18 protein-coding genes are annotated in these 22,795 nt (G+C 40.6%); 9 read left to right on the plus strand and 9 right to left on the minus strand.

The genetic code is table 11. From position 1 onward, the window contains the following. Positions 1 to 115: 115 nt before the first annotated feature. From ACM5QX_RS19510 to ACM5QX_RS19525, 4 genes are all read right to left on the minus strand, one after another. Entirely contained in the window at positions 116 to 700 is a 585-nt protein-coding gene (locus ACM5QX_RS19510) for a helix-turn-helix domain-containing protein (RefSeq protein ID WP_185479055.1), read from the minus strand. A 1,367-nt stretch (positions 701 to 2,067) separates the two neighbouring features. Then, entirely contained in the window at positions 2,068 to 2,826 is a 759-nt protein-coding gene (locus ACM5QX_RS19515; RefSeq protein WP_414755010.1) for a peptidylprolyl isomerase, read from the minus strand. A 1,025-nt stretch (positions 2,827 to 3,851) separates the two neighbouring features. Then, positions 3,852 to 4,943 (minus strand): 3-dehydroquinate synthase, encoded by a 1,092-nt coding sequence (gene aroB, locus ACM5QX_RS19520; protein WP_414755011.1) that lies wholly within the window; start codon positions 4,941 to 4,943, stop codon positions 3,852 to 3,854. Positions 4,944 to 5,014: 71 nt separating this feature from the next. After that, positions 5,015 to 5,617, minus strand: coding sequence for a Uma2 family endonuclease (locus tag ACM5QX_RS19525; RefSeq protein ID WP_414755012.1), 603 nt, complete (start codon positions 5,615 to 5,617; stop codon positions 5,015 to 5,017). Positions 5,618 to 5,851: 234 nt separating this feature from the next. On the opposite strand from ACM5QX_RS19525, the gene petL reads away from it, so the two are divergent. After that, complete coding sequence (gene petL / locus ACM5QX_RS19530) at positions 5,852 to 5,947, plus strand: cytochrome b6-f complex subunit PetL (RefSeq protein WP_010996086.1); 96 nt, start codon at positions 5,852 to 5,854, stop codon at positions 5,945 to 5,947. Positions 5,948 to 5,998: 51 nt separating this feature from the next. On the opposite strand, the gene bioB is transcribed toward petL, so the two are convergent. Both bioB and ACM5QX_RS19540 read right to left on the minus strand, forming a co-directional pair. Further along, a complete protein-coding gene (gene bioB / locus ACM5QX_RS19535) occupies positions 5,999 to 7,006 on the minus strand; it encodes a biotin synthase BioB (RefSeq protein WP_414755013.1) in 1,008 nt (335 codons plus the stop codon). 85 nt (positions 7,007 to 7,091) lie between these two features. Beyond that, complete coding sequence (locus ACM5QX_RS19540) at positions 7,092 to 7,832, minus strand: class I SAM-dependent methyltransferase (protein WP_414755014.1); 741 nt, start codon at positions 7,830 to 7,832, stop codon at positions 7,092 to 7,094. Between the two features lie 289 nt (positions 7,833 to 8,121). On the opposite strand from ACM5QX_RS19540, the gene ACM5QX_RS19545 reads away from it, so the two are divergent. The 5 genes from ACM5QX_RS19545 to ACM5QX_RS19565 all read left to right on the plus strand — a co-directional run bounded on the left by ACM5QX_RS19545 (position 8,122) and on the right by ACM5QX_RS19565 (position 14,805). Further along, positions 8,122 to 9,762 carry a protein kinase domain-containing protein gene (locus ACM5QX_RS19545; protein ID WP_414755015.1) on the plus strand — a complete coding sequence of 547 codons (1,641 nt, stop codon included), beginning with the start codon at positions 8,122 to 8,124 and terminating at the stop codon, positions 9,760 to 9,762. A gap of 411 nt (positions 9,763 to 10,173) precedes the next feature. Continuing rightward, entirely contained in the window at positions 10,174 to 10,497 is a 324-nt protein-coding gene (locus ACM5QX_RS19550) for a hypothetical protein (RefSeq protein WP_414755016.1), read from the plus strand. Positions 10,498 to 10,795: 298 nt separating this feature from the next. Then, on the plus strand, positions 10,796 to 12,214 hold the full coding sequence (gene hemN / locus ACM5QX_RS19555) for an oxygen-independent coproporphyrinogen III oxidase (RefSeq protein WP_414755017.1): 1,419 nt from the start codon (positions 10,796 to 10,798) through the stop codon (positions 12,212 to 12,214). A 117-nt stretch (positions 12,215 to 12,331) separates the two neighbouring features. Further along, positions 12,332 to 13,438, plus strand: a complete 1,107-nt coding sequence (locus tag ACM5QX_RS19560) for a saccharopine dehydrogenase family protein (protein WP_414755018.1) — start codon at positions 12,332 to 12,334, stop codon at positions 13,436 to 13,438. Positions 13,439 to 14,220: 782 nt separating this feature from the next. Next, entirely contained in the window at positions 14,221 to 14,805 is a 585-nt protein-coding gene (locus ACM5QX_RS19565; protein ID WP_041456417.1) for a hypothetical protein, read from the plus strand. Positions 14,806 to 14,885: 80 nt separating this feature from the next. Here ACM5QX_RS19565 and ACM5QX_RS19570 read toward each other — a convergent pair whose 3' ends face one another. Next, positions 14,886 to 15,827, minus strand: coding sequence for an N-acetylmuramoyl-L-alanine amidase (locus ACM5QX_RS19570; RefSeq protein ID WP_414755019.1), 942 nt, complete (start codon positions 15,825 to 15,827; stop codon positions 14,886 to 14,888). A gap of 478 nt (positions 15,828 to 16,305) precedes the next feature. After that, entirely contained in the window at positions 16,306 to 17,151 is an 846-nt protein-coding gene (locus tag ACM5QX_RS19575; protein WP_414755039.1) for a prephenate/arogenate dehydrogenase, read from the minus strand. A 59-nt stretch (positions 17,152 to 17,210) separates the two neighbouring features. Between ACM5QX_RS19575 and ACM5QX_RS19580 the strand changes: the two genes are divergently transcribed. The 3 genes from ACM5QX_RS19580 to ACM5QX_RS19590 all read left to right on the plus strand — a co-directional run bounded on the left by ACM5QX_RS19580 (position 17,211) and on the right by ACM5QX_RS19590 (position 20,701). Further along, entirely contained in the window at positions 17,211 to 18,776 is a 1,566-nt protein-coding gene (locus ACM5QX_RS19580) for a pentapeptide repeat-containing protein (RefSeq protein ID WP_414755020.1), read from the plus strand. Between the two features lie 259 nt (positions 18,777 to 19,035). After that, on the plus strand, positions 19,036 to 19,617 hold the full coding sequence (locus ACM5QX_RS19585) for a DUF1517 domain-containing protein (RefSeq protein WP_010995316.1): 582 nt from the start codon (positions 19,036 to 19,038) through the stop codon (positions 19,615 to 19,617). Between the two features lie 211 nt (positions 19,618 to 19,828). Then, positions 19,829 to 20,701, plus strand: a complete 873-nt coding sequence (locus ACM5QX_RS19590; protein WP_414755021.1) for a hypothetical protein — start codon at positions 19,829 to 19,831, stop codon at positions 20,699 to 20,701. 76 nt (positions 20,702 to 20,777) lie between these two features. Here the strand turns inward: ACM5QX_RS19590 and ACM5QX_RS19595 are convergent, their stop codons facing one another. After that, on the minus strand, positions 20,778 to 22,703 hold the full coding sequence (locus tag ACM5QX_RS19595; RefSeq protein WP_414755022.1) for a PAS domain S-box protein: 1,926 nt from the start codon (positions 22,701 to 22,703) through the stop codon (positions 20,778 to 20,780). Positions 22,704 to 22,795: the final 92 nt, after the last annotated feature.

A 22,795-nucleotide genomic window follows, 5' to 3' on the forward strand; every position in this document is an offset into this window, starting at 1 on the left:
CGTCTCTACATCATTCATTTGGCGCAACTCCATAGAGAATTAGTATAAGGGTTGCAAATATTCATACCCCTACACCCCTATACCCCTCTAACCCCCTACACCCCTATACCCCTAATCACGAATTAAAAGACCAATTAAGACTAGGTTCGGATGTGGTTTTTAAGTCGCCAATTGTAATTGCAGCATCCTCCAGAGAATTAGTTTCTTTTGGCTGGGAACTTTTGCGTTTAGTGGAAAGTCCCATTTGTTTAAGCAGGCGATTAATGTGGCGATCGCTAATTTCAATCCCTAATTCTGAAGCTAAATGCTTGCTTAACCATTGAGCCGTCCAGTGAGTAAAAGCATACCCATAATCACGAGGGCTATTGCTTACTAACTCTCTTAATCTTTCCAGATATTGAGCATTCACAATCTTCGGTCTACCTATGGGACGTTCATTCCATTTATGAGCTAAACCAGCTTCGGCTAGACCAATCCAATAACGAGCCATTTCTTGGGAACAACCTAATATTTCGCATATTTGAGCTTGAGATTTACCAATATCAGCCATCAACATAATTTCGATCCGTCGGCGATATTCTGGCTGTAAATTGTTTTGTAAATGTTTGAGTAAAGCCTTCCGTTGGAAAGGTGTTAAAAATTTGCTCTCTTGGTTGTCATAAATAGCAAAAACTGTTTCTTGATTAAAACTGTGTGACATAATCATTACCAGTTGCTGTCTAATGTGAAACTGCTGTAAACTTGCGTATTACAACTAAAAAATTAGTTGCAAAATTAATTTCTCATCAGTATCCGATGATGAGTGTCTACCCCCCTATCTGAGAAGATTAAGGCGGCTATTTATCAACATTTATTACTCAGAATCTAGTAGCCATAGCAGTTGTAATATCGAGACTCCCACCTCGCTTCTAACGATTCACAACTAACAACTGACACGCGCAGCGCAATAAGATTCCTTATCCAGTAGTAGTCAGCAAACCTAACAAAATATGCTGATAGCATATATGTCGTCTCTCCTGATAAACAGCATTATCTGGTAAAACACCTAGAATGAATGAGTTTTGCACTGGTTAACTGGAATAAATCGGCAGTTTTTCTGAAGCTTGGTGTAATACTGGTATTTTTCTCGCCGATAATTTTCTAAAGTTTAATACTCAAGTCCGATTTTTAGGATGTTACTGAACTTTGCAATTTTAGTTCAGAGGTAAGCCTCTCTATCTTTAAACTTAGTTTTTTAGAGACTAATAAGAGGTTAAAGCCTGTTATACATAGGAATAAAAAACATAGGCAGCTAGGTATAAGTGTAAACAATGTTGTTTACATCTACCTAACAATAATTGTTTTCAGCAGTAGAATCTGATGTGCCTGGAGTTAATTAAAAAACTAAATTCTCGCAACAGTGACAGTGATTTAATTTAGTTTTTTACACCACTGTTATTCTTTTAAGAATTTTTCATCATATAGTCAATAGTTTTCATTGGAAAACTTAAAACTTCATCAAATCTTTATATTAGCCATGCAAAGAATAAATATTACTTATTGTTTATGATAAAAGTCCGAATATTAGATTAGTTTTACTTTTACTTTGCGGACAAAAATTTAAACTTAAGAACTTCATCTTTTACTTTATTTCTTCTAATTCAAGGTAATAATTATAAAGATAATAAGCAGACATACATCTACCTTGAGCAGGAAATAAATCGGATTCATATTTGATTTCCGAAATGTCCTGAGGTTAGGCAATATCTACACTCGTTAAGCAGGAATTGTACAATAAATTCTATTAAATTTACAATAACATAACTACTGAAACAATTATTTTTATACCAAGGAAAATAATTAAAATTGTAGCAGTATATATCTTTACAAAAAAAACAAGCAAATAAATTATATCAGTTATAATTTTGTCATTCTCAATACAAATATTTAATTATTTACCCTGTTCTACTTAACTCGCCGTAGGGTAATTAATATTTTGAATTGGTATTAGGTAATTTTTCAAAAGATAATATAAAGCTTGATGATTTATATTTTTATGGAAATATATTGGGTTTCCAAGAGTAGTTTTCAATATTCTTGTAATTGATTTTCCCAGGATGAACTCAAAATCTTATTTAGTTCAGTAATCAACCATTGGTTAAACATATTATTGAGAATTTCTTGATATCGTTCACCTGTTAATTCAGCAGGTATAAATTCCTCTACCATAAATAAGTGATAACCTTGGTCAGTTTGTAGGGGACTTATTAACTGTTTAGGAGATGTTCTAAAGATAACTGTAGCTACATTTACAGGGAGAGAAAACCGATAAACTTTACCTTCGTAACCGCATCTTTGCCTACGAACAGCATCAACATCATATAAATATGCAGCTTCATAGAAACTAATTTCCTCATCTTCAATTTGGTAGTAAATTTCTTGAGCGAGTTTTTCCGAATTGACAATAATTTGATAGAGACTAACTTGCTCAAACTCCAGTTGATTTTGAATAAAAAAAGCTTCTACTTTATCAGCAAATAAGAAATTAGCTAACTTTTGAGATAATAAGCGATCGCGGATACCCATTTCCCAATCCTCAGGGGAAGCCAACTGATCTGTCAACCACGCCAGAGTATCTGCGGCTTTCTCCAAACGCTTTTCCCGACGCTGGCGGTTCGCCTCAGACTCAATTTCTTCTGTTGTCACCGTGATTCCCTTAGCCTCAGCCACCTGCAAAATCAACCGTTGAAATAAGATTTTTTGATATACCTCTTTCAACTGCATATTTTTTTTGAGAAAATTGACAATTTCTTCAGGTGCAATAAATACTTTGGTTAAATCACTCATTGATGTAATTAGAAAGTGACTATATTGAATACTGGACTTATGAAAGGCAAATATAGAAATTCAATTTGATTATTGTTGACTTAACCTGCCCTTACGCATAAAAATCTAAGTAACTGTAGAGTCGAGCATTGCCCACCTATATTACAGAAATTAAGTGTGAATCCTCTATTTAATATCATGTTATCTAGAAAGCTCTTAACATCTTTGGGGTAGATAATTAGTTAACTGACATCTTACACCTCCCCTTCTTAACACATAAAAAAGTTGAAGTTAGTAGGGTGCGTCAGAGTGAGAAAACCTAGCTGTACCAGGAAACTATTCATGCTGACGCACCCTACATTTTGGAAATTTTTTATCTGGAAGTCCCTAACAAGGTGCTGGGTATTGCCCACCCTACGAAATAATAGGCTTTTTGGGTTGATAAAGTCATTAGTCAGTAGTTATCTTATCCTCCCCTTCTTAACACATAAAAAAGCTGGAGGCTAATTAATCGGGTTAGCTTCCAGCAGTTTTAAGAGTTGCTGTATAAATTACAAATTTATCTAGCAGAGGTAATCCTATCTGGTAGGACAAGGATTACTAAATTTTAAAAAGGGCAAGAACTATAAGTTCTACCAGCTACGACAACAATCAAACCACCACTTTTATTCTTTTGTCTTGCTACTTTTGGTATGGTTCAAGCAATACCATCCCCAGTATAGAAAGTTTCCCGAAGTCATCACCACCACATGAGAACTCGATATAGAGTATTAAAGTTAAGATTGGTAGGTGCCAGCAAACCAAACTTAATCCTTGCTCAACTTTCTCGAAAAAAGAACCGTTAGTAATAGTTAGCTTGTCCGTCTTGCTGTAGGATTTATTCAATTCCCCAAACACTAAGTACTTCAGCAATAGCACTCAGTTTTGTAGGTTTCATAATTAGATAATCATTGATACAATCAACGACCTCTATTTGAGTAGCTATATTTAATGTATAAGATTCCATTACTGAAAATTTGCCATTTTGGCAGAATTTAGTAATTAATTTACATCTGCTGTAAAACTTGCCGAATGTGATCTGATGTCACCTCGTCAGTAACTGTCACTACACCAATTTGAGTTGGTAAAACAAACCGTACTTTACCATCTTTGACTTTTTTATCTAATTGCAATGCCTCAATAATCCCTTCAATATCTAATCCATCTGGTAACTTTGTCGGTAAACCCGCTTTTTCAATTAAGGCATTTTGACGGTCTGCATCTGCTTGTTGCCACAGTCCTAAATTTACAGCTATTTGCCCAGCCGCTACCATGCCGATACCTACTGCTTCACCATGCTTGAGTAGCCGATAGTTAGTTAAGCTTTCCACCGCGTGACCAACGGTGTGTCCGTAATTCAAAATCGCACGCAGTCCACCTTCTTTCTCATCTTTGCCGACAACATCAGCTTTGGCTTGACATGAACGAGTTAAGATAGCATCCATCAATTCTGGTTTGATGTAACGCAATTGGTCGAGACGTTTACTCTGTTCCAACTGCTTGAATAATTCTGCATCCCAAATCACGCCATACTTAATTACCTCTGCCATTCCCGCCCGAAACTCCCGTACAGGCAAGGTTTTTAATACTTGGGGATCAATTAACACAAATCGCGGTTGATGGAACGCACCAATCAAGTTTTTGCCGTGGGGATGATTAACACCTGTCTTACCACCAATGGCCGAATCTACCATTGCTAAGAGTGTGGTGGGTACTTGCACTACATTAATCCCCCGTAGCCAAGTAGCGGCGGCAAAACCAGTCATATCACCAATTACCCCTCCCCCCAAAGCCACCATTGTTGAGGAGCGTTCTAGGCGATTTTCTAGGGCTATATCGTAGAGTTTTTGAATAGAATTAAGGGTTTTGTAGCGTTCCCCTGCTGGTAAGCAATAACTTGCTACTTGAAATCCAGCAGCTTCTAAGGAATCAACCGCAACTTTGCCAAAATGCTTAAAAATCGTGGGATTAGAAACCAGTAATACTTTCTTGCCCAGTTTTAACCCAGCCAAGCTTTGACCAATCTGATCTAAACTTGCAGGTGCGATCGCAATCTCATAAGACTGCGTTGGTAGATTCACATTAATTACAGAAGTCATTACCCAAACCCAAACAAGCGCCGTGGGCTGTATTCTACCTTATTCTGGGGAGGAGATGGGATGACATATCTTTATTTCCAAACTTCAGTTAAGTCCAACACAAACCCCGGTAAGACATTTTCCCCTGACAAGTTGACAGGATGATTAAGGATTTCCACATCTTGACCTGGGCGATAAACTTCTACTTGTCGATTTTTGCGGTCAATTAACCAACCTAAACGAGCGCCATTGTCGATGTATTCTCTCATCTTGGCGCGTAACTTTTCTATAGAGTCATTTTTAGAACGTAGTTCCAGCACAAAATCAGGACATATTGGGGCAAAAGCCTCTTGTTGTTCTATGCTGAGGGCATCCCATCGATCTTGACGTATCCAAGACGCATCAGGAGAGAGAGAGCTACCATTGGGAAGATGAAAACCGCTTGAAGAGTCAAAAACCACTCCTAACTTAGCCTGACGGTTCCATAACCACAGTTGGGCGTTAATATCCGAATTTTTATACCCTGTATCGCTCCCAGTTGGAGGCATAACAATTAACTCACCCGTAGCAGTTCGTTCTAATTGTAAATCTCTGTTAGCCAGTGCTAATTGCACAAATTGTTCGTGGGAGACTGTCAGCGTTAGTGTAGGTGGAATATTGACAGCAAGAGTCGGGGATAAGTTGGTTTTTGTCATTGTTCCGCCCTGAAACTGGAACCAAAATATTAGTCTTCTAGCTAGTTCCAGATTAGCATTTACGCCGGATTTTCTCAGGGATTGGGGATTGGGGATTGGGGACTGGGGATTGGGCGAAAATCTTGGAGTAAGTTCTCCCCCTGCCTCCCCTGCTCCCTGCCCCCTGCCTCTTTTGACCAGTGACCAAAAATTAATGATTCAATAGAGTTAGTAGAATATTGTGGAGAAAAATAAATGTTGGCAATTGTAGCTTATATTGGCTTTTTGGCTTTGTTCACTGGCATAGCTGCTGGTCTGCTGTTTGGTTTACGCTCTGCGAAGATACTGTAGTGTGAAAAAATAGATTCCCGACTTCTTGAAGAAGTCGGGAATCTGAAGCGATTATAAATTACCCATTACTACAGGTTGTGGTCTTTGGGACGGGGGACGCATTTCTAAGCCAAGTAGGTTGAGCATTTCCTGGTCAGCATCGTAATCTGGACAGGGTGTTGTCACCGTCAGCATTTTATTATCGTCGCTGGAAAAGATGGAATTTGCTCCTGCCATAAAACAAAAGGCTTGTTCCACTTGAGAAAGTCTCGCCCTACCAGCACTTAAACGCACATCGGATGTGGGCATAACTATACGTGCGGTAGCAATCATTCTCACTACATCCCACACAGGTACATCTGGTTGATCTTCTAGGGGTGTACCTTCTACTTGGGAGAGAATATTAATCGGTACGGATTCTGGATGAGGATTGAGGGTGGCTAAAGTTTGCAACATTGCCACACGGTCATCAATGCTTTCACCTAAACCGAGAATACCACCAGAACATACGGTAACATTAGTTTGTCGGACATTTTCGATGGTGTTTAGGCGATCGCCATAAGTTCTCGTGGTAATAATAGTGCTGTAGTAGTCAGAGGATGTATCTAAGTTATGGTTATAAGCATACAATCCTGCTGTCTCTAACTTCTTGGCTTGGTCAGCTGTCAGCATTCCCAGAGTACAGCACACTTCTAAACCCATGTCTGTGACATCCTTGACCATTTCTAGCACTCGGTCAAACTGAGAATTATCTCGCACTTCCCGCCAAGCCGCACCCATACAGACACGGCTGACACCCTTTTGTTTAGCGTTTTGGGCAATTTCCACAACCGTTTGCTTATCAAGGAGTGCTTGGGGTTTGACTTCAGTTTGATAACGAGAAGACTGGGCGCAGTAACTACAATCTTCAGGACACCCGCCTGTTTTAATCGATATCAGCTTACATACTTGTATTTGTTTAGGATTATGAAATTGCCGATGTACACTAGCAGCTTGATAAATCAACTCTAGCAATGGCGTATCATATACTGCGCGAATCTCTGCTTTCTGCCAATCGTAGCGTATTCTTCCCACCGACATCAGTATAGTATCCTTATTTCAGTATTAGGGACTGGGGACTGGGCTATTACAGTCAACAGTCAACAGTCAACAATCAAAATCAATCTTAAAACCGTAGCTTGTACAAATCAAAGAACTCCCCTGGTTGTCGTCCAACTACTTTAGCACCAGCCGCGTTAATTATTTTTTCCCACTCGGCTACAGGTTCTAGAAACACCTCCGCGCCTAAGTAAGTTTCTAACACCGCCCAATCTTCAGCTTGGGGGTGTGCGGCGTTGAGGATATCAAAAACAAAATGTCCACCTGGTTTGAGTACACGCTTTACGGCTTGTAACACAAATGTCCAATATTCTAAGGGAAAATAGCAACTGAATCCTGTGGCGATCGCTAGATCAAAATAAGCCGATGTGTATTTTAGCTGATGGGCTGCCCCTAATTCCACTCCTTTGAATAACTTGGAGTTCAATTGGGAACCACGAGAATTAAGGGTATCTCGCGCTACATTACTCACCTCTTGCCCATAAAAAAATGCTTGCCAATCTCGCCAAGGATAAATCAAAAAACTGACTCCACAACCAATATCTAAACAGTGCTGATTTTTTTGGGGTTGAGCAATTTCCCAAAAAGGAGAAGCAATCTTTCCTGCCAATATGCCAGAAACCCATTCTCGATAAATCGGCATTTCCTGAACTTCTGCTGGTAGTTCCAAAGTTTGATTTTGATACTGTTGGTTAAAGCGATATGCTATCTGTGCTACCCTTTGTTGCCATTTATCTGAACGATTGATGTTGTCTATGTAAGGATTTTGTGAAGTAGACAGATGGCTTTGAGACGACTTTTGAGACATTAGGGCTACATGACTCCTGAAATTTATTGTGATTACAAAGTAAAATTAGACAAACTATTTAATCAAGATGAGTTTTCTCAACGAAAGTGTTTATATGAAGGGTGTAAGATTTTTCTGCGAAAATTCTTGTTTGAGCTAACCGAAGAGCCTTTTAGATGGTAAAAGTGAGAAAAATCTGACTACTGAATACAATATATGGGCAGACTTTTTTGTTTGGCAGTCCCTCACAATTAGGAATTAGTAGTTATTTGCTTCGTCAGGAATTAAGACTCAGGACTCAAGACTCTCTATGTTAGCAGGCAAAATTTTACAGGGTGGAAAATACACCCTCATCCAAGAAGTAGGACGTGGTGGCTTTGGCATTACGTTTAAGGCTACGCATCACTACTTAGGACATGAGGTAGTGATGAAAACCATCAACGAACGGCTGCGCCAACACCCTGATTTTGCAAAGTTTGAGCGTCAGTTCCAAGATGAAGCCAGAAGACTCGCCACTTGTATCCATCCTAATATTGTCAGGGTAAGTGATTTTTTTGTTGAGGATGGATTACCTTATATGGTAATGGAGTATATCCCTGGAGAAACCTTAGGGGATGCTTTTGTTTTACCGGCCATACCTTTACCAGAAGAAACTGCAATTCATTACATCCGCCAAATTGGGGCAGCATTGCAGGTAGTACACAACAATGGTTTGCTACACCGGGATGTTAAACCAGATAATATCATCCTCCGTCAAGGTACACAGGAGGTAGTGCTGATTGATTTTGGCATCGCCCGCGAATTTAATAGCGGTGTGCGACAAACTCACACAGGGCTAGTATCTGAGGGCTATGCCCCCATCGAACAATATTTAACTCAAGCACCGCGCACACCAGCCACCGATGTTTATGGTTTAGCGGCAACTTTGTATGCGCTGTTAACAGGACAAGTTCCCTTACCAGCATTATTGCGCGATCGCGAACAAATGCCAGCCCCCCGCGAACTACAACCCCACCTCAGTGCAGCCGTGAATCAAGCCGTTATGCGGGGTATGGCTGTAGAATCTCGCTTCCGTCCCCCAAGCGTTACCGAATGGCTACAACTACTACCCGGTAGTGGCATAAATTTGCCAATTCACGCATTACCTACTCATGCAGTGCCAACCATCGATTTATCCGTGCATCTGCAAGAAAAGTTTTCTGGTGCTAAAACATCCGGTAGTGTTAAAAAACCATCGCCCCTGAAAAATATCGCCTTAATAGCTCAAAAGTCTGGCACTTCTCAACTCTTCCTGGGTGTCATCATAGCTTTGGTTGCTGCCGCCGCCGGATTTAGTGCCACCAGCCTGTTTTCCCGCTCTTGGACACAGCCATCGGCAAAACCCCTGTTTGAAGAACGCCCAATGGTACCAGTAGGCGGAAAATCTCAAGTTGATTCTCCCCAAAAGCAAGATAATACGAGGCAAAACTCGCAAAATTATTCCGCCAGCGAAACTACGCCTGTATCCACCTCTAGAAGACGTAGGCGTAATCTAACTAACCAACAAACCGAATCGCCCAATTCCAACAGCAATTCTCCCGAACAATCACCGCAACCAAATACAGGAGAATTACAGCCCCGCAATTATGAACAACCTGGGCTGTCACCTAACACATCCTCCACGCCATCCCTCGTAGAAAAATTGCGAGAAATCCGTTCATCTCGTACAGCCAAGCCAGCCAACACTACAGATACCAGTCCACCATCCTCAACTCAAAATTCCACCACACCAGTTGAGCCGCCGTCAAATTCTATAGTTGTGCCAGTACAACCCACAGAGCCAAAAAATTCAGATTCTTCTGTGGTAGTCCCTACAGTGGAAGTAAAGCAAAATTCCTCTACTGAGAGTCAAATTCCAGCACCGTCACAGAAAAACGAAAAATTTCCAGAGAATACACAAATTAATAATTAAGCATTGGTAATCGGTAATGAGTAATCATAACTTCTCAATTACCAATTACCAATTAGCTATTACCCATTGTTCTTATCCATTCTTCAAGACTTTCAAGATTTAAAAATAAAAATTACTGAGTATTTTTTATATACAAAACTACTAATTATACAGCTTAAAATTTGTTGCATATACATTGCCATGAAGTATAAATTACATTATTGTATAAATTAATAATTTAGCTTCTTACTGTTAGTTTAGTTCAGGAAAAGTATGGAGTCAGGGAAGATACATTGAAAAAGTCCCTAATAGCCTAATTGCTGCCTTTTTATAGACCGTACAGTATAGAAACTAACTTAGTAAATGATGAACCGTTTTCTCTGAAGCCTTCTGTTTAGTTGAATTTACACAAGACTATAAGGGCTTGCTGGCATGAGACTATCTGAGCTAGATCCACTCATACCGCTTATTCATTTAAAAGAAGAACTTCTCAAGTTACCAAAGGGCTACTCATTTTATGAAGAAGATGTGGTAGATTTTCTCTCTCGCAGAAGATGGCCTGAGAGCGATCGCCGCATTGACCGCACAACTTTCTGGCGTTGGAGGAACGATAACGGAATTGAACACCAAAAAGTATTCACTCGATCAGATGTTCTCAAATTATGTCAAATTTGTGACCATTATCGAGTTGATGGTACCCGCACAGAATATTTGGAAATCATGAAAAAGAAAAAAGAGCTAGCACTAAGCAAATAAAACGTGAGCTGTTGACCCTTCGACTACATTTAGGGTCAACAGACATCACGATGGATTGTGCAATTTATAGCTGTTGACATTTGACTGACTTAAAAGCCTTGTGTTGTGGGGACCGTATCTCAGGTTGATGTCCTAGTCTATCTGACTACGGCTATAAAAGCACAATAGCTGACCCAAGCAAAACCACTCCCGACATCAGTCCTAGTTGTGTTAAGTTTTGCAACTGCGGCGATTATTGATAACTTAATAACCATAGAGTGATTAAAGTTTAATAATTGCTTATATTCGGAATTTCAGCATGGCTCGTCACTCAGATAATTGTATTCAAGAAGCGACAAATATCAAATTTGATGCTAATTTGCTCAGAAAATACGATCAGCCTTTACCTCGCTACACCAGTTACCCGCCAGCAACAGAGCTAAGAGAGAATTTTCAGGAAAGAGATTTTACAGAGGCGATCGCTATCGGTAATGATAAAAAAACACCTATTTCGCTGTATTGCCATATCCCCTTTTGTGAAAGCGCCTGCTACTTCTGTGGCTGTAATACCGTCATCACACAGAAAAAATCAATAGTGGAACCTTATCTAAATTACTTAAACCGAAATATTAGGCAAGTAGCTAATTTAACTAATAATCAACGTACTGTTCAGCAATTACATTGGGGTGGTGGTACTCCTAACTATTTATCTCTTCCTCAGGTGGAAAGCCTTTGGCAAACTCTCAATGATTGTTTCCGGTTTGATGAGAATGCAGAAATTTCTATTGAAGTGAATCCGCGTTTTTTAACTAGAGAATATTTGTTTTTCCTCAGAGATTTGGGTTTTAACCGGATTAGTTTTGGCATTCAAGACTTCAATTTCCAGGTACAACAAGCAGTCAACCGCATTCAACCAGAGGAAATGTTGTTTCAGGTAATGGATTGGATGCGAGATGCTGGATTTGCCAGTGTAAATGTTGATTTGATCTATGGTTTACCCTATCAAACCCTAGAGACATTTAAAAGTACCGTTGACAAAACCATTCAACTAAATCCCGATCGCATTGCTGTTTTTAACTTTGCTTACGTACCTTGGTTAAAACCTGTTCAGCGTCTAATTCCGCCAGCCGCTTTGCCCTCATCGCCAGAAAAGCTGGATATTTTGCAGATGACCATAGAAGAATTGACCAGTAATGGTTACGTATTCATTGGGATGGATCATTTTGCTAAACCCAACGACGAATTAGCGATCGCTCAACAAAATGGTAAACTACATCGCAACTTCCAAGGTTACACAACCAAACCAGAATCTGATTTACTGGGATTTGGTATGAGTTCAATTAGTATGCTGCATGATGTATATGTACAGAACCATAAACGGTTAAAAAATTATTATCAGGGCATTGATAGTGAGACCCTACCAATTGAAAAGGGAGTCAAACTTAATCAAGATGACATTATTCGCCGCACAATCATTATGGAATTGATGTGTCAATTCCAACTTTCACCTGAAAATATCCAAGGAAAATATGATTTGAGCTTTGATAGTGATTTTTCCGATTACTTTTTTCCAGAAAAATTGCCACTCCAATTATTAGCAGCTGACGGCTTGATTAGAATTTTCCCTGATCATATAGAAGTTACACCTGCCGGCAGATTACTCATCCGCAATATTGCTGCTGTATTCGATGCCTATTTACAAAAGTCTTCAACTAGCGGTTTTTCCAAAGCTATTTGAAGTTTTCCCAACCTTCCTCAATCCCTATCTCCCATGAATACGTAAGTCATACTTACAACTGATGCCAAGATGACCAAAAACTGGTCAAATAGAGGTATAGTTACCCACACCGGAGTAATGACAGACCGTGTATTAATTCTTGGAGGCCGGGGGCGGATTGGTAGCAGTGTTGCTCAAGATATAGCCACCCACACCCAAGCCCAAATTACAATCACCGGACGTTCCCCAGCATCAGAGAAGGATATGACCTCACCGTCGGGGGGAAGAATGCAGTTTTTGGTGCTTGACTTGGCAGAAGTTGACAAGTTGCGAGAGGCGATCGCCCAATCCAATTTAGTTATCCACTGTGCCGGGCCATTTCACTACCGAGATGCCAATGTCTTGAAAATATGTATTGAACAAGGGGTTAACTATTTAGATGTTAGTGACCACCGTTCTTTTACTAGCAAGGCTCTCAAGTATCACGAGGAAGCCGTTACTGCGGGTGTAACAGCAATTGTGAATACCGGCATTTTTCCGGGAATTTCTAATAGTATGGTACGTCATGATGTTGAACAATTTGATGACGCACAAAAGATACATTTAAGTTATCTAGTAGCTGGTTCTGGTGGTGCTGGCATTACAGTCATGCGGACTACTTTTTTAGGATTGCAGTATCCTTTTGAAGCTTGGCTAGACGGAAAATGGCAGATAGTTCAACCCTATAGTGAAAGAGAAGTAGTTAAATTTCCCTCTCCATACAATAATAGTGGAGTGTATTGGTTTGATATGCCAGAAACCTTTACATTACCTGAAACTTTCCCCAGTGTAAAAACAGTTATTACTAAGTTTGGCTCAGTTCCCGATTTTTATAATCATTTAACTTGGATTGCTGCCCACATTTTCCCTAAGTGGTTGATGCAGCGTCGTAGCATGATTGAATTCTTATCTCATGTCAGTCATTTCATGACAGATGTCACTAATAATTTTAGTGGTATTGGTGTGGCAGTCCGCTCAGAAGTGACGGGGATAAAAAATGGTAAGCAAGCCGTTTATTGCTCAACTTTAGTACATGAAAATACAGCCGTTGCTTCTGGCCATGGGGCAGGCAGTATAGCACAATTTTTGCTAGCAGGTAAGCTGAAAAAACCAGGGGTTTGGCCTGTGGAAAAAGCGTTACCAACAGATTTATTTCTAAAAGCTATGGCAAACCGAGGCATGAATATTAACCATAATTGGTTATGAAAAAATCAAAATCTCCAGCACTATGAGTGCTAGTTAAGAGAATAGTAGGTTGGGTGGAGCGATAGCGGAACCCAACAAAGTATGCGTGAATGTTGGGTTCCGTTCCTCCACCCAACCTACACCAGTCTAAGTTGTTGCCTTAACTGAACTGTATTGAACCATAATTGGTTATGAAAAAAATCAAAATCTCCAGCACTTTGAGTGCTAGTAGGGTGGGCATTGCCCACCATGACATGAAACATAGTTCACCCTAAATTTGAGCCTCAATTTTAACGATTATCAAGCGCAGGGTACACCATTAACAATTCAAAATACTCTACGGGTACTCTGAGAGAACGCCTTTGGCGAACGTGGTAGCGTTCCGCAGGAAAGGCTTGCACCTACAAAATACCCTTTGCTACGCAACGCTAACGCAAACGGGTTCTCCGCAGGAGTACAAAATTAAAGACATTTTGCCTACGGTACGCTGTTCGCGTTCAGACGGGGATTTAAACCCTATCTGTAGTAAGTCCCGTAGAGTACGCCGGCAGCCGGCCTTAGTGTAGCGGTAGCGAGTCCGCAAGCGTCACAGAACTTTGTCAGAGAGGGGTCTTAAACCCTTTTCTTTACGATAAGAATTAATCTAGATTCTATAATTTTTCTCACCGATGAGAATACATTCTACATAACCAAGAAAAGTTATGAGATACGTTTACATTATTTAATTTTTTCTATGTTACATATCAGCACTTATAGGGATTAATAGAAAGGTGAGAAATGCAGTTATTTTCACTGGAATCCCTATGCAGTATCCACTAGAACTTACATTCAAGTTTTGGGCGTTAGCGCCGCAAATATCCGTCATAGACGCTCAAGGCAATTTAGTTTTCTACGTCAAACAGAAGCTGTTCAAGCTTAAAGAAGCTATCACCATCTTTGCAGATGTAGAGCGTACCCGTCCCCTATACTACATCAAAGCCGATCGCATCATTGATTTTTCTGCGCGCTATGAGTTCACCGATAGTAACGGTACGAATATTGGTGCAGTCAAGCGACGGGGTTTAAAATCTTTATGGCGTGCGCGTTACGATATATTTGATGGCGATACAACTACCTTAAATATTCAAGAAAAAAATCCTTGGGTGAAAATAGCTGATGCCTTATTTGCGGAAATCCCCATTGTCGGTATATTCACTGGCTATGTATTTAACCCTGTTTATTTAGTCAGCCGAAGTGATGGTACAGTTGTAATGCGTTTAGAGAAAATCCCTTCCTTTCTCTCCAGAAAATTTACTATCAAACAGGTTGATCAAATTAGCGATCGCGAAGAGCAACAAGTCCTACTAAGCTTAATGATGATGCTTTTATTAGAACGCAATCGTGGTTAGTGGCAGAAGTTGGGAGAGGAACCAGAAGCTAGTTATTGTACTAACCTCTCTCACCTCTCACCTCTAACCCATCACTACCACTAACCGATTAATTTTTGCCAACTAATTGGGCCAATAATTCCATCGGCCAGCAAACCATTTTGTCTTTGGAATCTTTTAATTGCTGCTTCTGTTTGCGCGCCATAAATACCATCAACTTCAACTCCTACTCGGAATTGTAAGTATCTCACCACCGGCCCACCAGCGTGGTTCTGTCTGATAATTCTTTTAGCTAAAATCAGATTGATGGCATTCCATGTTGCCTCATTGACGATGCCAGTTTTCTCCAGTCCTACGATGCCTTGAAATCTCTCTATAGCAAACTTTGTCTCTGCATTAAGTTGGCCATTTTCAACGAGAGGTTTATTACTTCTATCTGTAATTTTGAGACGATTTAATGATTTTTGTAGTCTCAAAATACTCGTATCTATATTTTGTTCTTCATCTGGAACAGAAGGTACAGGAGTAGTTGGTAATTTTCCTGTTAATCCCTTGACAATTGCATTAGCAGTTGCTTCCGGATCAAATAAGTTAATGTCTTTTTGGGCATCAATAAAGCAACACTCTACCAATATTGCTGGCATATTTGTATTACGCAAAACAAACAGGTGAGAACCACTTTTAACCCCACGATTAAAATATCCTAACTTAATAATTTCGTCTAATACTGGTTTGGCGATTCTTCTACCATTATCACTCGTGGCAAATACTTCAGTACCGTTGGCTTGTCCATTAAAAGCATTAAAATGGATGGAAACAAAAACCTCTACTTTGTTGGCATTGGCCTTATTACATCTTTGAGAGAGAGAATCTTTGACTGAAGTAGCTCTATCTGGTTTACAGGATATTACTTCATGTCCTAAAGCTTTTAACTTAGATATGACTCGATTGCCTACATCTAAAGTGAGATTATCTTCAAACTTAATCCCTCTAGCTCCGGTGTCTGGTGAGCAATTATGACCAATATCAATTCCATATCTCATATATACATCCTCAAATGATTTCCTCAATACTTCAAAACTATTGCCATTTTAGACGTTAAGTTCATAGGGCTGCTATTACAGTGAACTCAGCAAATAAATCAGCAAAATACTGCCGTACAAATCATCGATTAATCAAGTCCGTATTGTAACAAAAAAATCGTTACACATAATTACTCAACAATAGTTAAAAATACAAAACAGTAGGATTAATTAATATTTATCCAAAACCAAAAAATTCTGTTTACGTTGGCAAGCATAACACATCTCATCAGTAGGTAAATATGATCCACCTACTTATCTATATTTGATATAGAAATCTGATTTTTCAGAATTATCATCAGTGTCAACTGACAATTGTATGGAATTAGAGGATAGGTTTTTATTGGAGACAATCACTATTTTTGAATCAGCAAGAATTTCGTTGCACGACGATCTACGATCGCCTACAGATCGTCGTCACATTGAGAATGCTAAACTACTAAATCTCATCCACAAAATTAGGTCTGGCTTGTTGCGTTGTGTGTAACTTGGTTGCTAAAGCTGACCAATTTTCCTGCTCAACTAGAGCAATTACCTCATCAAGATTACGGCGATATTGGTGCAGTGACCCCAGTAATGCTTGGCGATTGTATTGCGCCATCATCACCCCTAACTCTGGATTCCCACCACCAACGCGGCTAGTATCTCGGAAACCTGAACTAGCAAGGTTTTGGGCTAATTTTAAAACTTCGGGGTCAGTTTCGCTGATGCAGGCGGCAATTAAGGAGGAACTGACCATGACAGGTAAATGGGAAATCCAACTCACAGCGCGGTCATGTTGCTCTGGCTGACAATAGTAAATCTTAGCCCCTAACGATCGCACAATTTCCTCTACAAGTGCGATCGCTCCTTTGGGTGTTGTCGGCGCTGGTGTTAACACATAAGGTCTATGAGCAAATAAATTTCTTTGGGCAGATTCTATCCCACTATCTGTTGTCCCAGCCATTGGATGACCACCGACAAAGTTTTCCCACAGAGGGGAAATCGCTTCAACTATCGGTGCTTTCACTGACCCAACATCAGTCACCACAGTCGCCTGGGGTAGATGATTAATCAACTGCTCCACTTGGGGAACAATAAGACCGATAGGTGTACAAATAAATACAACTTCTGCGGCTGTTAATAAGCTTATGTCAACGGAGGCTTCATCAACACTACCTAAGGAAACTGCTGTTTCACAAGTAGATTGCTTGCGGCTTACACCTAAAACATGATGACCTTGCGATCGCAAATCATAACCCAATGAACCGCCAATCAAGCCTAAACCTAAAATTCCAATTTGCATTTTTATCATTAGTCAATGGTCGTTTTTAATTACGAATTAGATAAATCATGAGGTATTAGATGAATGTAGAGGAATTGCTGGCACAATATGCAACTGGAGTCATCAATTTTAGTGGTGTTGACCTCTCGGAAGCTAATTTGAGTGGTGTCAAACTCTGTGGTGTGAATTTTAGCCAAGCAAATTTGAGTATAGCTAACCTGAGTGGATCAAATTTGAGCGAAGCTGACTTCAGCCATGCCAAATTGAACGTAGCTAGACTGAGTGGTGCCAATCTCACTAATGCTATTTTCAATCATTCCAGCCTCAATGTTGCTAATTTAATTCGTTCTGACCTCAGTCGCGCTCAATTACGTGGGGCTTCCTTGGTACGTGCTGAGTTAATTCGTGCGGAACTCAGTCGGGTTGATTTGTCGGAAGCAAACCTCAACAGTGCTGATTTGCGAGAAGCCACACTCCGCCACGCCAATCTTCGCCACGCTAATTTGAACGGAGCCAGCTTGAAAGGTGCATCCTTAGTAGGAGCCAACTTGGAAATGGCTAACCTCAATGGATCTGACTTAAGTCGTTGTGATTTAACCAGCGCCAACCTGCGAGATGCTGAACTAAAACAGGTAAACTTCCGCCATGCTAACCTGAGTGGTGCAGATTTGAGCGGAGCAAACCTCCGTTGGGCTGATTTGAGTGGTGTAAACCTGAGTTGGGCTGATTTAAGTAATGCAAAATTGAGTGGCGCTAATTTAGTCGGCGCAGACTTGAGCAATGCCAATTTAACAAATGCTAGTTTAGTCCATGCCAATTTAATTCAAGCAAAATTAATCAGAGCAGAATGGGTAGGTGCTGATTTAACCAGCGCCATTTTGACTGGTGCAAAACTTTACTCTACTTCCAGATTTGGCTTAAAAACAGAGGGTTTGATTTGTCAATGGATTGACTTAAGTCCTACAGGCGATCGCTCCATTATCCAACGGTTTGACACTGAAGATCCACGAGAATTTTTCAACGAAACCCCACCAACCATTCAAATTGTTATCGATGCAGCCTTAGAAGCAGAAGCGAACTTTGCCTTAGCTGGCGCTTACTACCACATCGCCCAAGAATACTCTATCCTCAAACAACCCCCCAGCATGGAAATCAGTCGTCGTCGGACTGTGTTTACATTCCGGGTAGATAATGACGCGGACTTATTACCCACAGCCTGTATGGCAATTTTACCTTTTAAAGATGCTGTTAATACCCAAAAGAATATTTATGCCCTGTTAGCCATGATGGAACAGGAAAATATATCTTCCTTAGGAATAAAAACACCCCATCGGGTGAAGGAATTAACCAGTGCGATCGCGGAAGCTATAAGTCAGGCACAGACCATGAAAAAAACCAAAAAGAATCTGCACTTAGCTGCAAAAATCGAATTTTTTCAAGCTCCAACCCAAACCATATTAACTAATTCCAGCGCTCAAACTTTGATTGTTCATGACAGCCCCAACTTTGGTAAACGATTTATCAACTCCTCAATTACCGAAATGACTTTTTCATCCGATGTATCTAGTGAATCTCTGCCACATAACTTACCTGGGTTAAACACACTTACAGATTTTGTTAACAGTTTTCACTATGTGAATGAATAATGAGAGAGATAAAGGAGCAGAAAAATTCAAGAAGGCAGAAATTCTTAATTTTGTACTCCTGGGGAGAACCCGTACCCCTACGGGGAAGCAAGCTACGCGTTAGCGTTGCGTAGCAAAGGGTATTTTGTAGGCGCAAGCCTTTCCTGCGGAAAGCTACCGCGTTTGCCAAAGGCGTTCTCGTAGAGTACCCGTAGGGTATGAGTGAATTTTGAATTGATTAGTCCCGATTAAACAAACTTTTGGAGGTTGACAAACTGGTATGTTTAACAAAATGATGGGTCGGACTCGTTATGTAGTATTTCGGTTATTTCTACATTTAAGCGGGTCTGACATCGCTCCCATATTAGGAGAACTCAATCGCATTGCCAGAGATGCAATCAATGCCGAAGGGGAATTGGAAGTTTTAGGGGAAGGATTGGTAGAGCTATCCGAGACCCTACTACGCTACGATGAATACTGGCTCTCTGCTGCCAATGAAGGTGATGTATTTTGGAATGAAGGCGAAGCCGGAGATTACGTCAACGAATTATTTAGCGATTCTGCTGCCAGATACGGTGCTGATTTAGAATTAGATACTGATGACTTTGATCGCCCCCTCTCGTTACCTGCAACACGCAACATTGTCATCATGACTACAGTTGCCTATGAAGGGGAAGTACCGGAGTTAGAAACTGATTTGGCTAATATTCAAGCGTTACAAGAAGCCTTAAAAGCTCTAATTAATCTGCACTACAAACACAAGCTCAGAGCTATCCAAGTGCATTTCTCACCAGCACGGTTAGGGGATGAACTGAGTAATGATCAGCTATTGCAATATTACCCAGAGTTGATACCTTTATAACCAGGACTTACCCATGAGAACTCAAAATTAAGGGGTTCAGGGGTATAGGGGTATAGGGGTATAGGGGTATTGTTTGAAACCCTTACACCTCTATACCCTTACACCCAGTATCAACAGACAACCTGTGTGCGTAAGTCCTGTATTTGTGTGGTTGTCCGTACCTACAACCCATCAAAGAACTTGTTAAGCTCGAAAATAAGATGACAATGCCATGATCATGACCATACTACGTAAAGTAACAGTAATTTTTTTAGCAGTCAGTTTGTGTCTGACAACCGTTGCTTGTGGAGGAGGAGAACAAACTAACTCTACAAGTCGGAATGTTAACCAAACTTCTGCAACTACTAAACTCAATGACGGTCAGTATCAAGTACAACAAGCCACTTATGATGATGCGACCGGGGAATACACTTTATTTTTACTCAACAGTACACCCCCAACCTTTGCCACAGAAAACTTGCAAATGGCAAGGCTGACTGATGATGAAATCAAAGAAGGTAAGAAAAGTTATCTCAAGGTTGACAATGGACAACCAGTTTTATATTTGACAGAAGATTTTAAAATTGAGTACGTCCACAACGTTACCGAGAATAAAACTAATCCCCAAACTGGACAGCAAGAAACAGTCGTAGTTCGCCGAGAAAATGGCTTTTGGGCCCCCTTTGCTGGTTCTGTCGCTGGTAGTATAGCAGGTCAGGCGATCGGTAATGCCTTGTTTAGACCCCAGTACTATGTTCCCCCCGTCTATCAACCAGGTGGAGTAATTAGCGGGTTTGGCGGATATGGTAATAGTTACGACCAAGCAGTATCCAGCTACCGCAGCCGTTACAATGCGCCACCCGCAGCAGTTAGAAATCGGACAGCTTTCCGTACCACTGGCACCATTAGAAGGTCTCCCAGTTCCACTGTCCGCACAGCCCCACGTACCACCACAAACCGTCCTTCTGGTTCTGGTTTTGGCGGTAGTACCCTAAGACCTTCTGGCAGATCAAGTACCACCAGACGCAGCCCTAGCGGTAGTAGTTTTGGTAGCGGACGTTCTCCCGCCCGCCGTTCAACTGGTTTCGGTTCCAGACGACGCTAGAAGATTGGGTATTAAGGACTGGAAAAACATCTGAGTAGGGTGGGCATTGCCCACCATATCAAAGTTTACGTGGGCATCACCCATTACCCATTGGAATTGTAATGATAAACTCAGCCCCCTTTCCTGGCGCAGAGATACACTGTAACTGTCCCTGATGGTTTTTCACCACAATTTGGTAACTAATTGATAGTCCCATACCAGTGCCTTTACCTATGGGTTTAGTGGTAAAGAAAGGGTCAAATAGCTGGCTACGAACTTTCTCTGCCATTCCCATCCCGTTATCAGCAATGCTGATCATCACCTGATTTTCGGTGGTAAGTTCAGTCCGAATCAGAATTCGGGGATTGTTAGTTGTTTTACCATTCACCACTGACAACTGACTACTGGCAACAGACTCTTCCAAAGCGTCAATTGCATTAGTCAGTAAATTCATAAATACTTGATTGAGTTGTCCGGCGTGACATAAGATATTCGGTAGGTTGCCGTACTCTTTAATTACTTGAATCTCACTACAGCCTGGTTTAGCTTTCAGACGATTTTGCAATAATAGCAATGTATTATCGATACCTTCATGAATATCTACTGCTTTCATGCCATCTTCGTCTAGGCGAGAAAAGTTACGCAAAGAGAGGACTATCTGTCGAATACGTTCTGCTCCCATGTGCATTGAATTGAGGACTTTGGGCAAATCTTGAGAAATAAACTCTAAATCCATCCCGTAGATATGGTCTAGGATTTCTGGTGCTACCGGGTTGTAGTGACTTTGATAGAGTTTTACCAAGTAAAGCAAATCCTCTATATATTCACGGGTATGGGTGATATTACCGTAGATAAAATTCACGGGATTATTAATCTCATGGGCAACACCCGCGACTAACTGTCCTAAACTGGACATTTTCTCCGTTTGAATTAATTGTGCCTGGGTTTGTTGGAGTTCCCATAAAGCTGCTTCTAATTTTTGGGCTTTTTCTTGGGACGCTTGGGCAATTTCTCGGTATTTAGCTTCGGATTTTCTCAGTTCTTCTTCAATCTGCTTGCGCTTAATGCCGATAGCAACTTCATGAGCTGTAATTCTCAAAGCTTCAAAGGTAGATTCGCTCAGTACTTGGCGAGAGAACATGGCGATGACCCCTAATATCTCTCCTTCCACAATCAAGGGATAGCCAGCAAAGGCAATCATTCCCTCTTGTTTTGCCCACTCTTTATTCCCTACACGGGGGTCGGTTTGTACAGAGTTGGTGAGATGGGGTTTGGCTTCTTCAGCGATTAACCCTATTTTGAATTTACCGACTGGTACAAATCGATGGGGGCCATCGATGTGGGTATACATCCCCGAACTAACTTGCAATTCGAGGATGTTATTTTGTTTATTTAGTGTCCAGATGCGGGCAAAAGCTGCATTGAGATGTGTCACCATAGTCTCCGCACAGCCACGCATTAACTGTTGTAATGTATGATTTTGAGAAAAAACATTATCAATTGCTGTCCGAAAGTTAGCTAACAAGATTCTTTCTGCTAGCGCCGCTTCTGTAAGTTTGCGGTCGGTTATATCGTGAGTAATGCCAACAAAATACACAACATTACCATTTTCATCTTTAAAGGCAGATGTGCTAATTTCCTGCCATCGCCAGCTACCATCTTTGGCTTTTATCCGGTATTCTAGCGGCTGGTGCTTGTTGCCAGATTTGGCAACTGTGGATACATAATCAGTAAATAGTCGCACATCATCATTGTGGACAAAAGAAGCGAAAGATTTACCTTCCAGTTCTATTACTTCATACCCTAAGATTTCTGTGACATTAGGTGAAGTGTAGCAAACATGACCATCACTCGTGAATACAATAATAATTTTATGAAAATTTTCTATAACTTGATATAAATTGTTTTCGGTTTCTAAATTAACTTTGAAGTTGAAGTATTTTTTTCCAGATTCTCCAATTTGCAGAGGCGCTGTTGTCTGATGAACTGGTAGTTTGGCAACTTGATTATTTGATGATCTCACTTCCTATAAATCCCACTTATCTATTGGAGTCATGCCACAAGTCAGGCGATTTCCTCAACCTTATTTAGATAATTCTAAAAAGGATTTCACGG

The sequence above is a fragment of the Anabaena sp. CCY 9910 genome, assembly GCF_963920875.1.
Taxonomy (GTDB): domain Bacteria; phylum Cyanobacteriota; class Cyanobacteriia; order Cyanobacteriales; family Nostocaceae; genus Trichormus; species Trichormus variabilis.

What these genes read in the sequence shown, in the direction of transcription:
- aroB (WP_414755011.1), bottom strand. Translation starts at nt 4,943, where the DNA reads ATGACTTCTGTAATTAATGTGAATCTACCAACGCAGTCTTATGAGATT.
- ACM5QX_RS19575 (WP_414755039.1), bottom strand. Translation starts at nt 17,151, where the DNA reads ATGCAAATTGGAATTTTAGGTTTAGGCTTGATTGGCGGTTCATTGGGT.
- ACM5QX_RS19560 (WP_414755018.1), top strand. Translation starts at nt 12,332, where the DNA reads ATGACAGACCGTGTATTAATTCTTGGAGGCCGGGGGCGGATTGGTAGC.
- hemN (WP_414755017.1), top strand. Translation starts at nt 10,796, where the DNA reads ATGGCTCGTCACTCAGATAATTGTATTCAAGAAGCGACAAATATCAAA.
- bioB (WP_414755013.1), bottom strand. Translation starts at nt 7,006, where the DNA reads ATGTCGGTGGGAAGAATACGCTACGATTGGCAGAAAGCAGAGATTCGC.
- ACM5QX_RS19515 (WP_414755010.1), bottom strand. Translation starts at nt 2,826, where the DNA reads ATGAGTGATTTAACCAAAGTATTTATTGCACCTGAAGAAATTGTCAAT.
- ACM5QX_RS19525 (WP_414755012.1), bottom strand. Translation starts at nt 5,617, where the DNA reads ATGACAAAAACCAACTTATCCCCGACTCTTGCTGTCAATATTCCACCT.
- ACM5QX_RS19540 (WP_414755014.1), bottom strand. Translation starts at nt 7,832, where the DNA reads ATGTCTCAAAAGTCGTCTCAAAGCCATCTGTCTACTTCACAAAATCCT.
- ACM5QX_RS19565 (WP_041456417.1), top strand. Translation starts at nt 14,221, where the DNA reads ATGCAGTATCCACTAGAACTTACATTCAAGTTTTGGGCGTTAGCGCCG.
- ACM5QX_RS19545 (WP_414755015.1), top strand. Translation starts at nt 8,122, where the DNA reads ATGTTAGCAGGCAAAATTTTACAGGGTGGAAAATACACCCTCATCCAA.
- ACM5QX_RS19590 (WP_414755021.1), top strand. Translation starts at nt 19,829, where the DNA reads ATGATCATGACCATACTACGTAAAGTAACAGTAATTTTTTTAGCAGTC.
- petL (WP_010996086.1), top strand. Translation starts at nt 5,852, where the DNA reads ATGTTGGCAATTGTAGCTTATATTGGCTTTTTGGCTTTGTTCACTGGC.
- ACM5QX_RS19585 (WP_010995316.1), top strand. Translation starts at nt 19,036, where the DNA reads ATGTTTAACAAAATGATGGGTCGGACTCGTTATGTAGTATTTCGGTTA.
- ACM5QX_RS19580 (WP_414755020.1), top strand. Translation starts at nt 17,211, where the DNA reads ATGAATGTAGAGGAATTGCTGGCACAATATGCAACTGGAGTCATCAAT.
- ACM5QX_RS19570 (WP_414755019.1), bottom strand. Translation starts at nt 15,827, where the DNA reads ATGAGATATGGAATTGATATTGGTCATAATTGCTCACCAGACACCGGA.
- ACM5QX_RS19510 (WP_185479055.1), bottom strand. Translation starts at nt 700, where the DNA reads ATGTCACACAGTTTTAATCAAGAAACAGTTTTTGCTATTTATGACAAC.
- ACM5QX_RS19550 (WP_414755016.1), top strand. Translation starts at nt 10,174, where the DNA reads ATGAGACTATCTGAGCTAGATCCACTCATACCGCTTATTCATTTAAAA.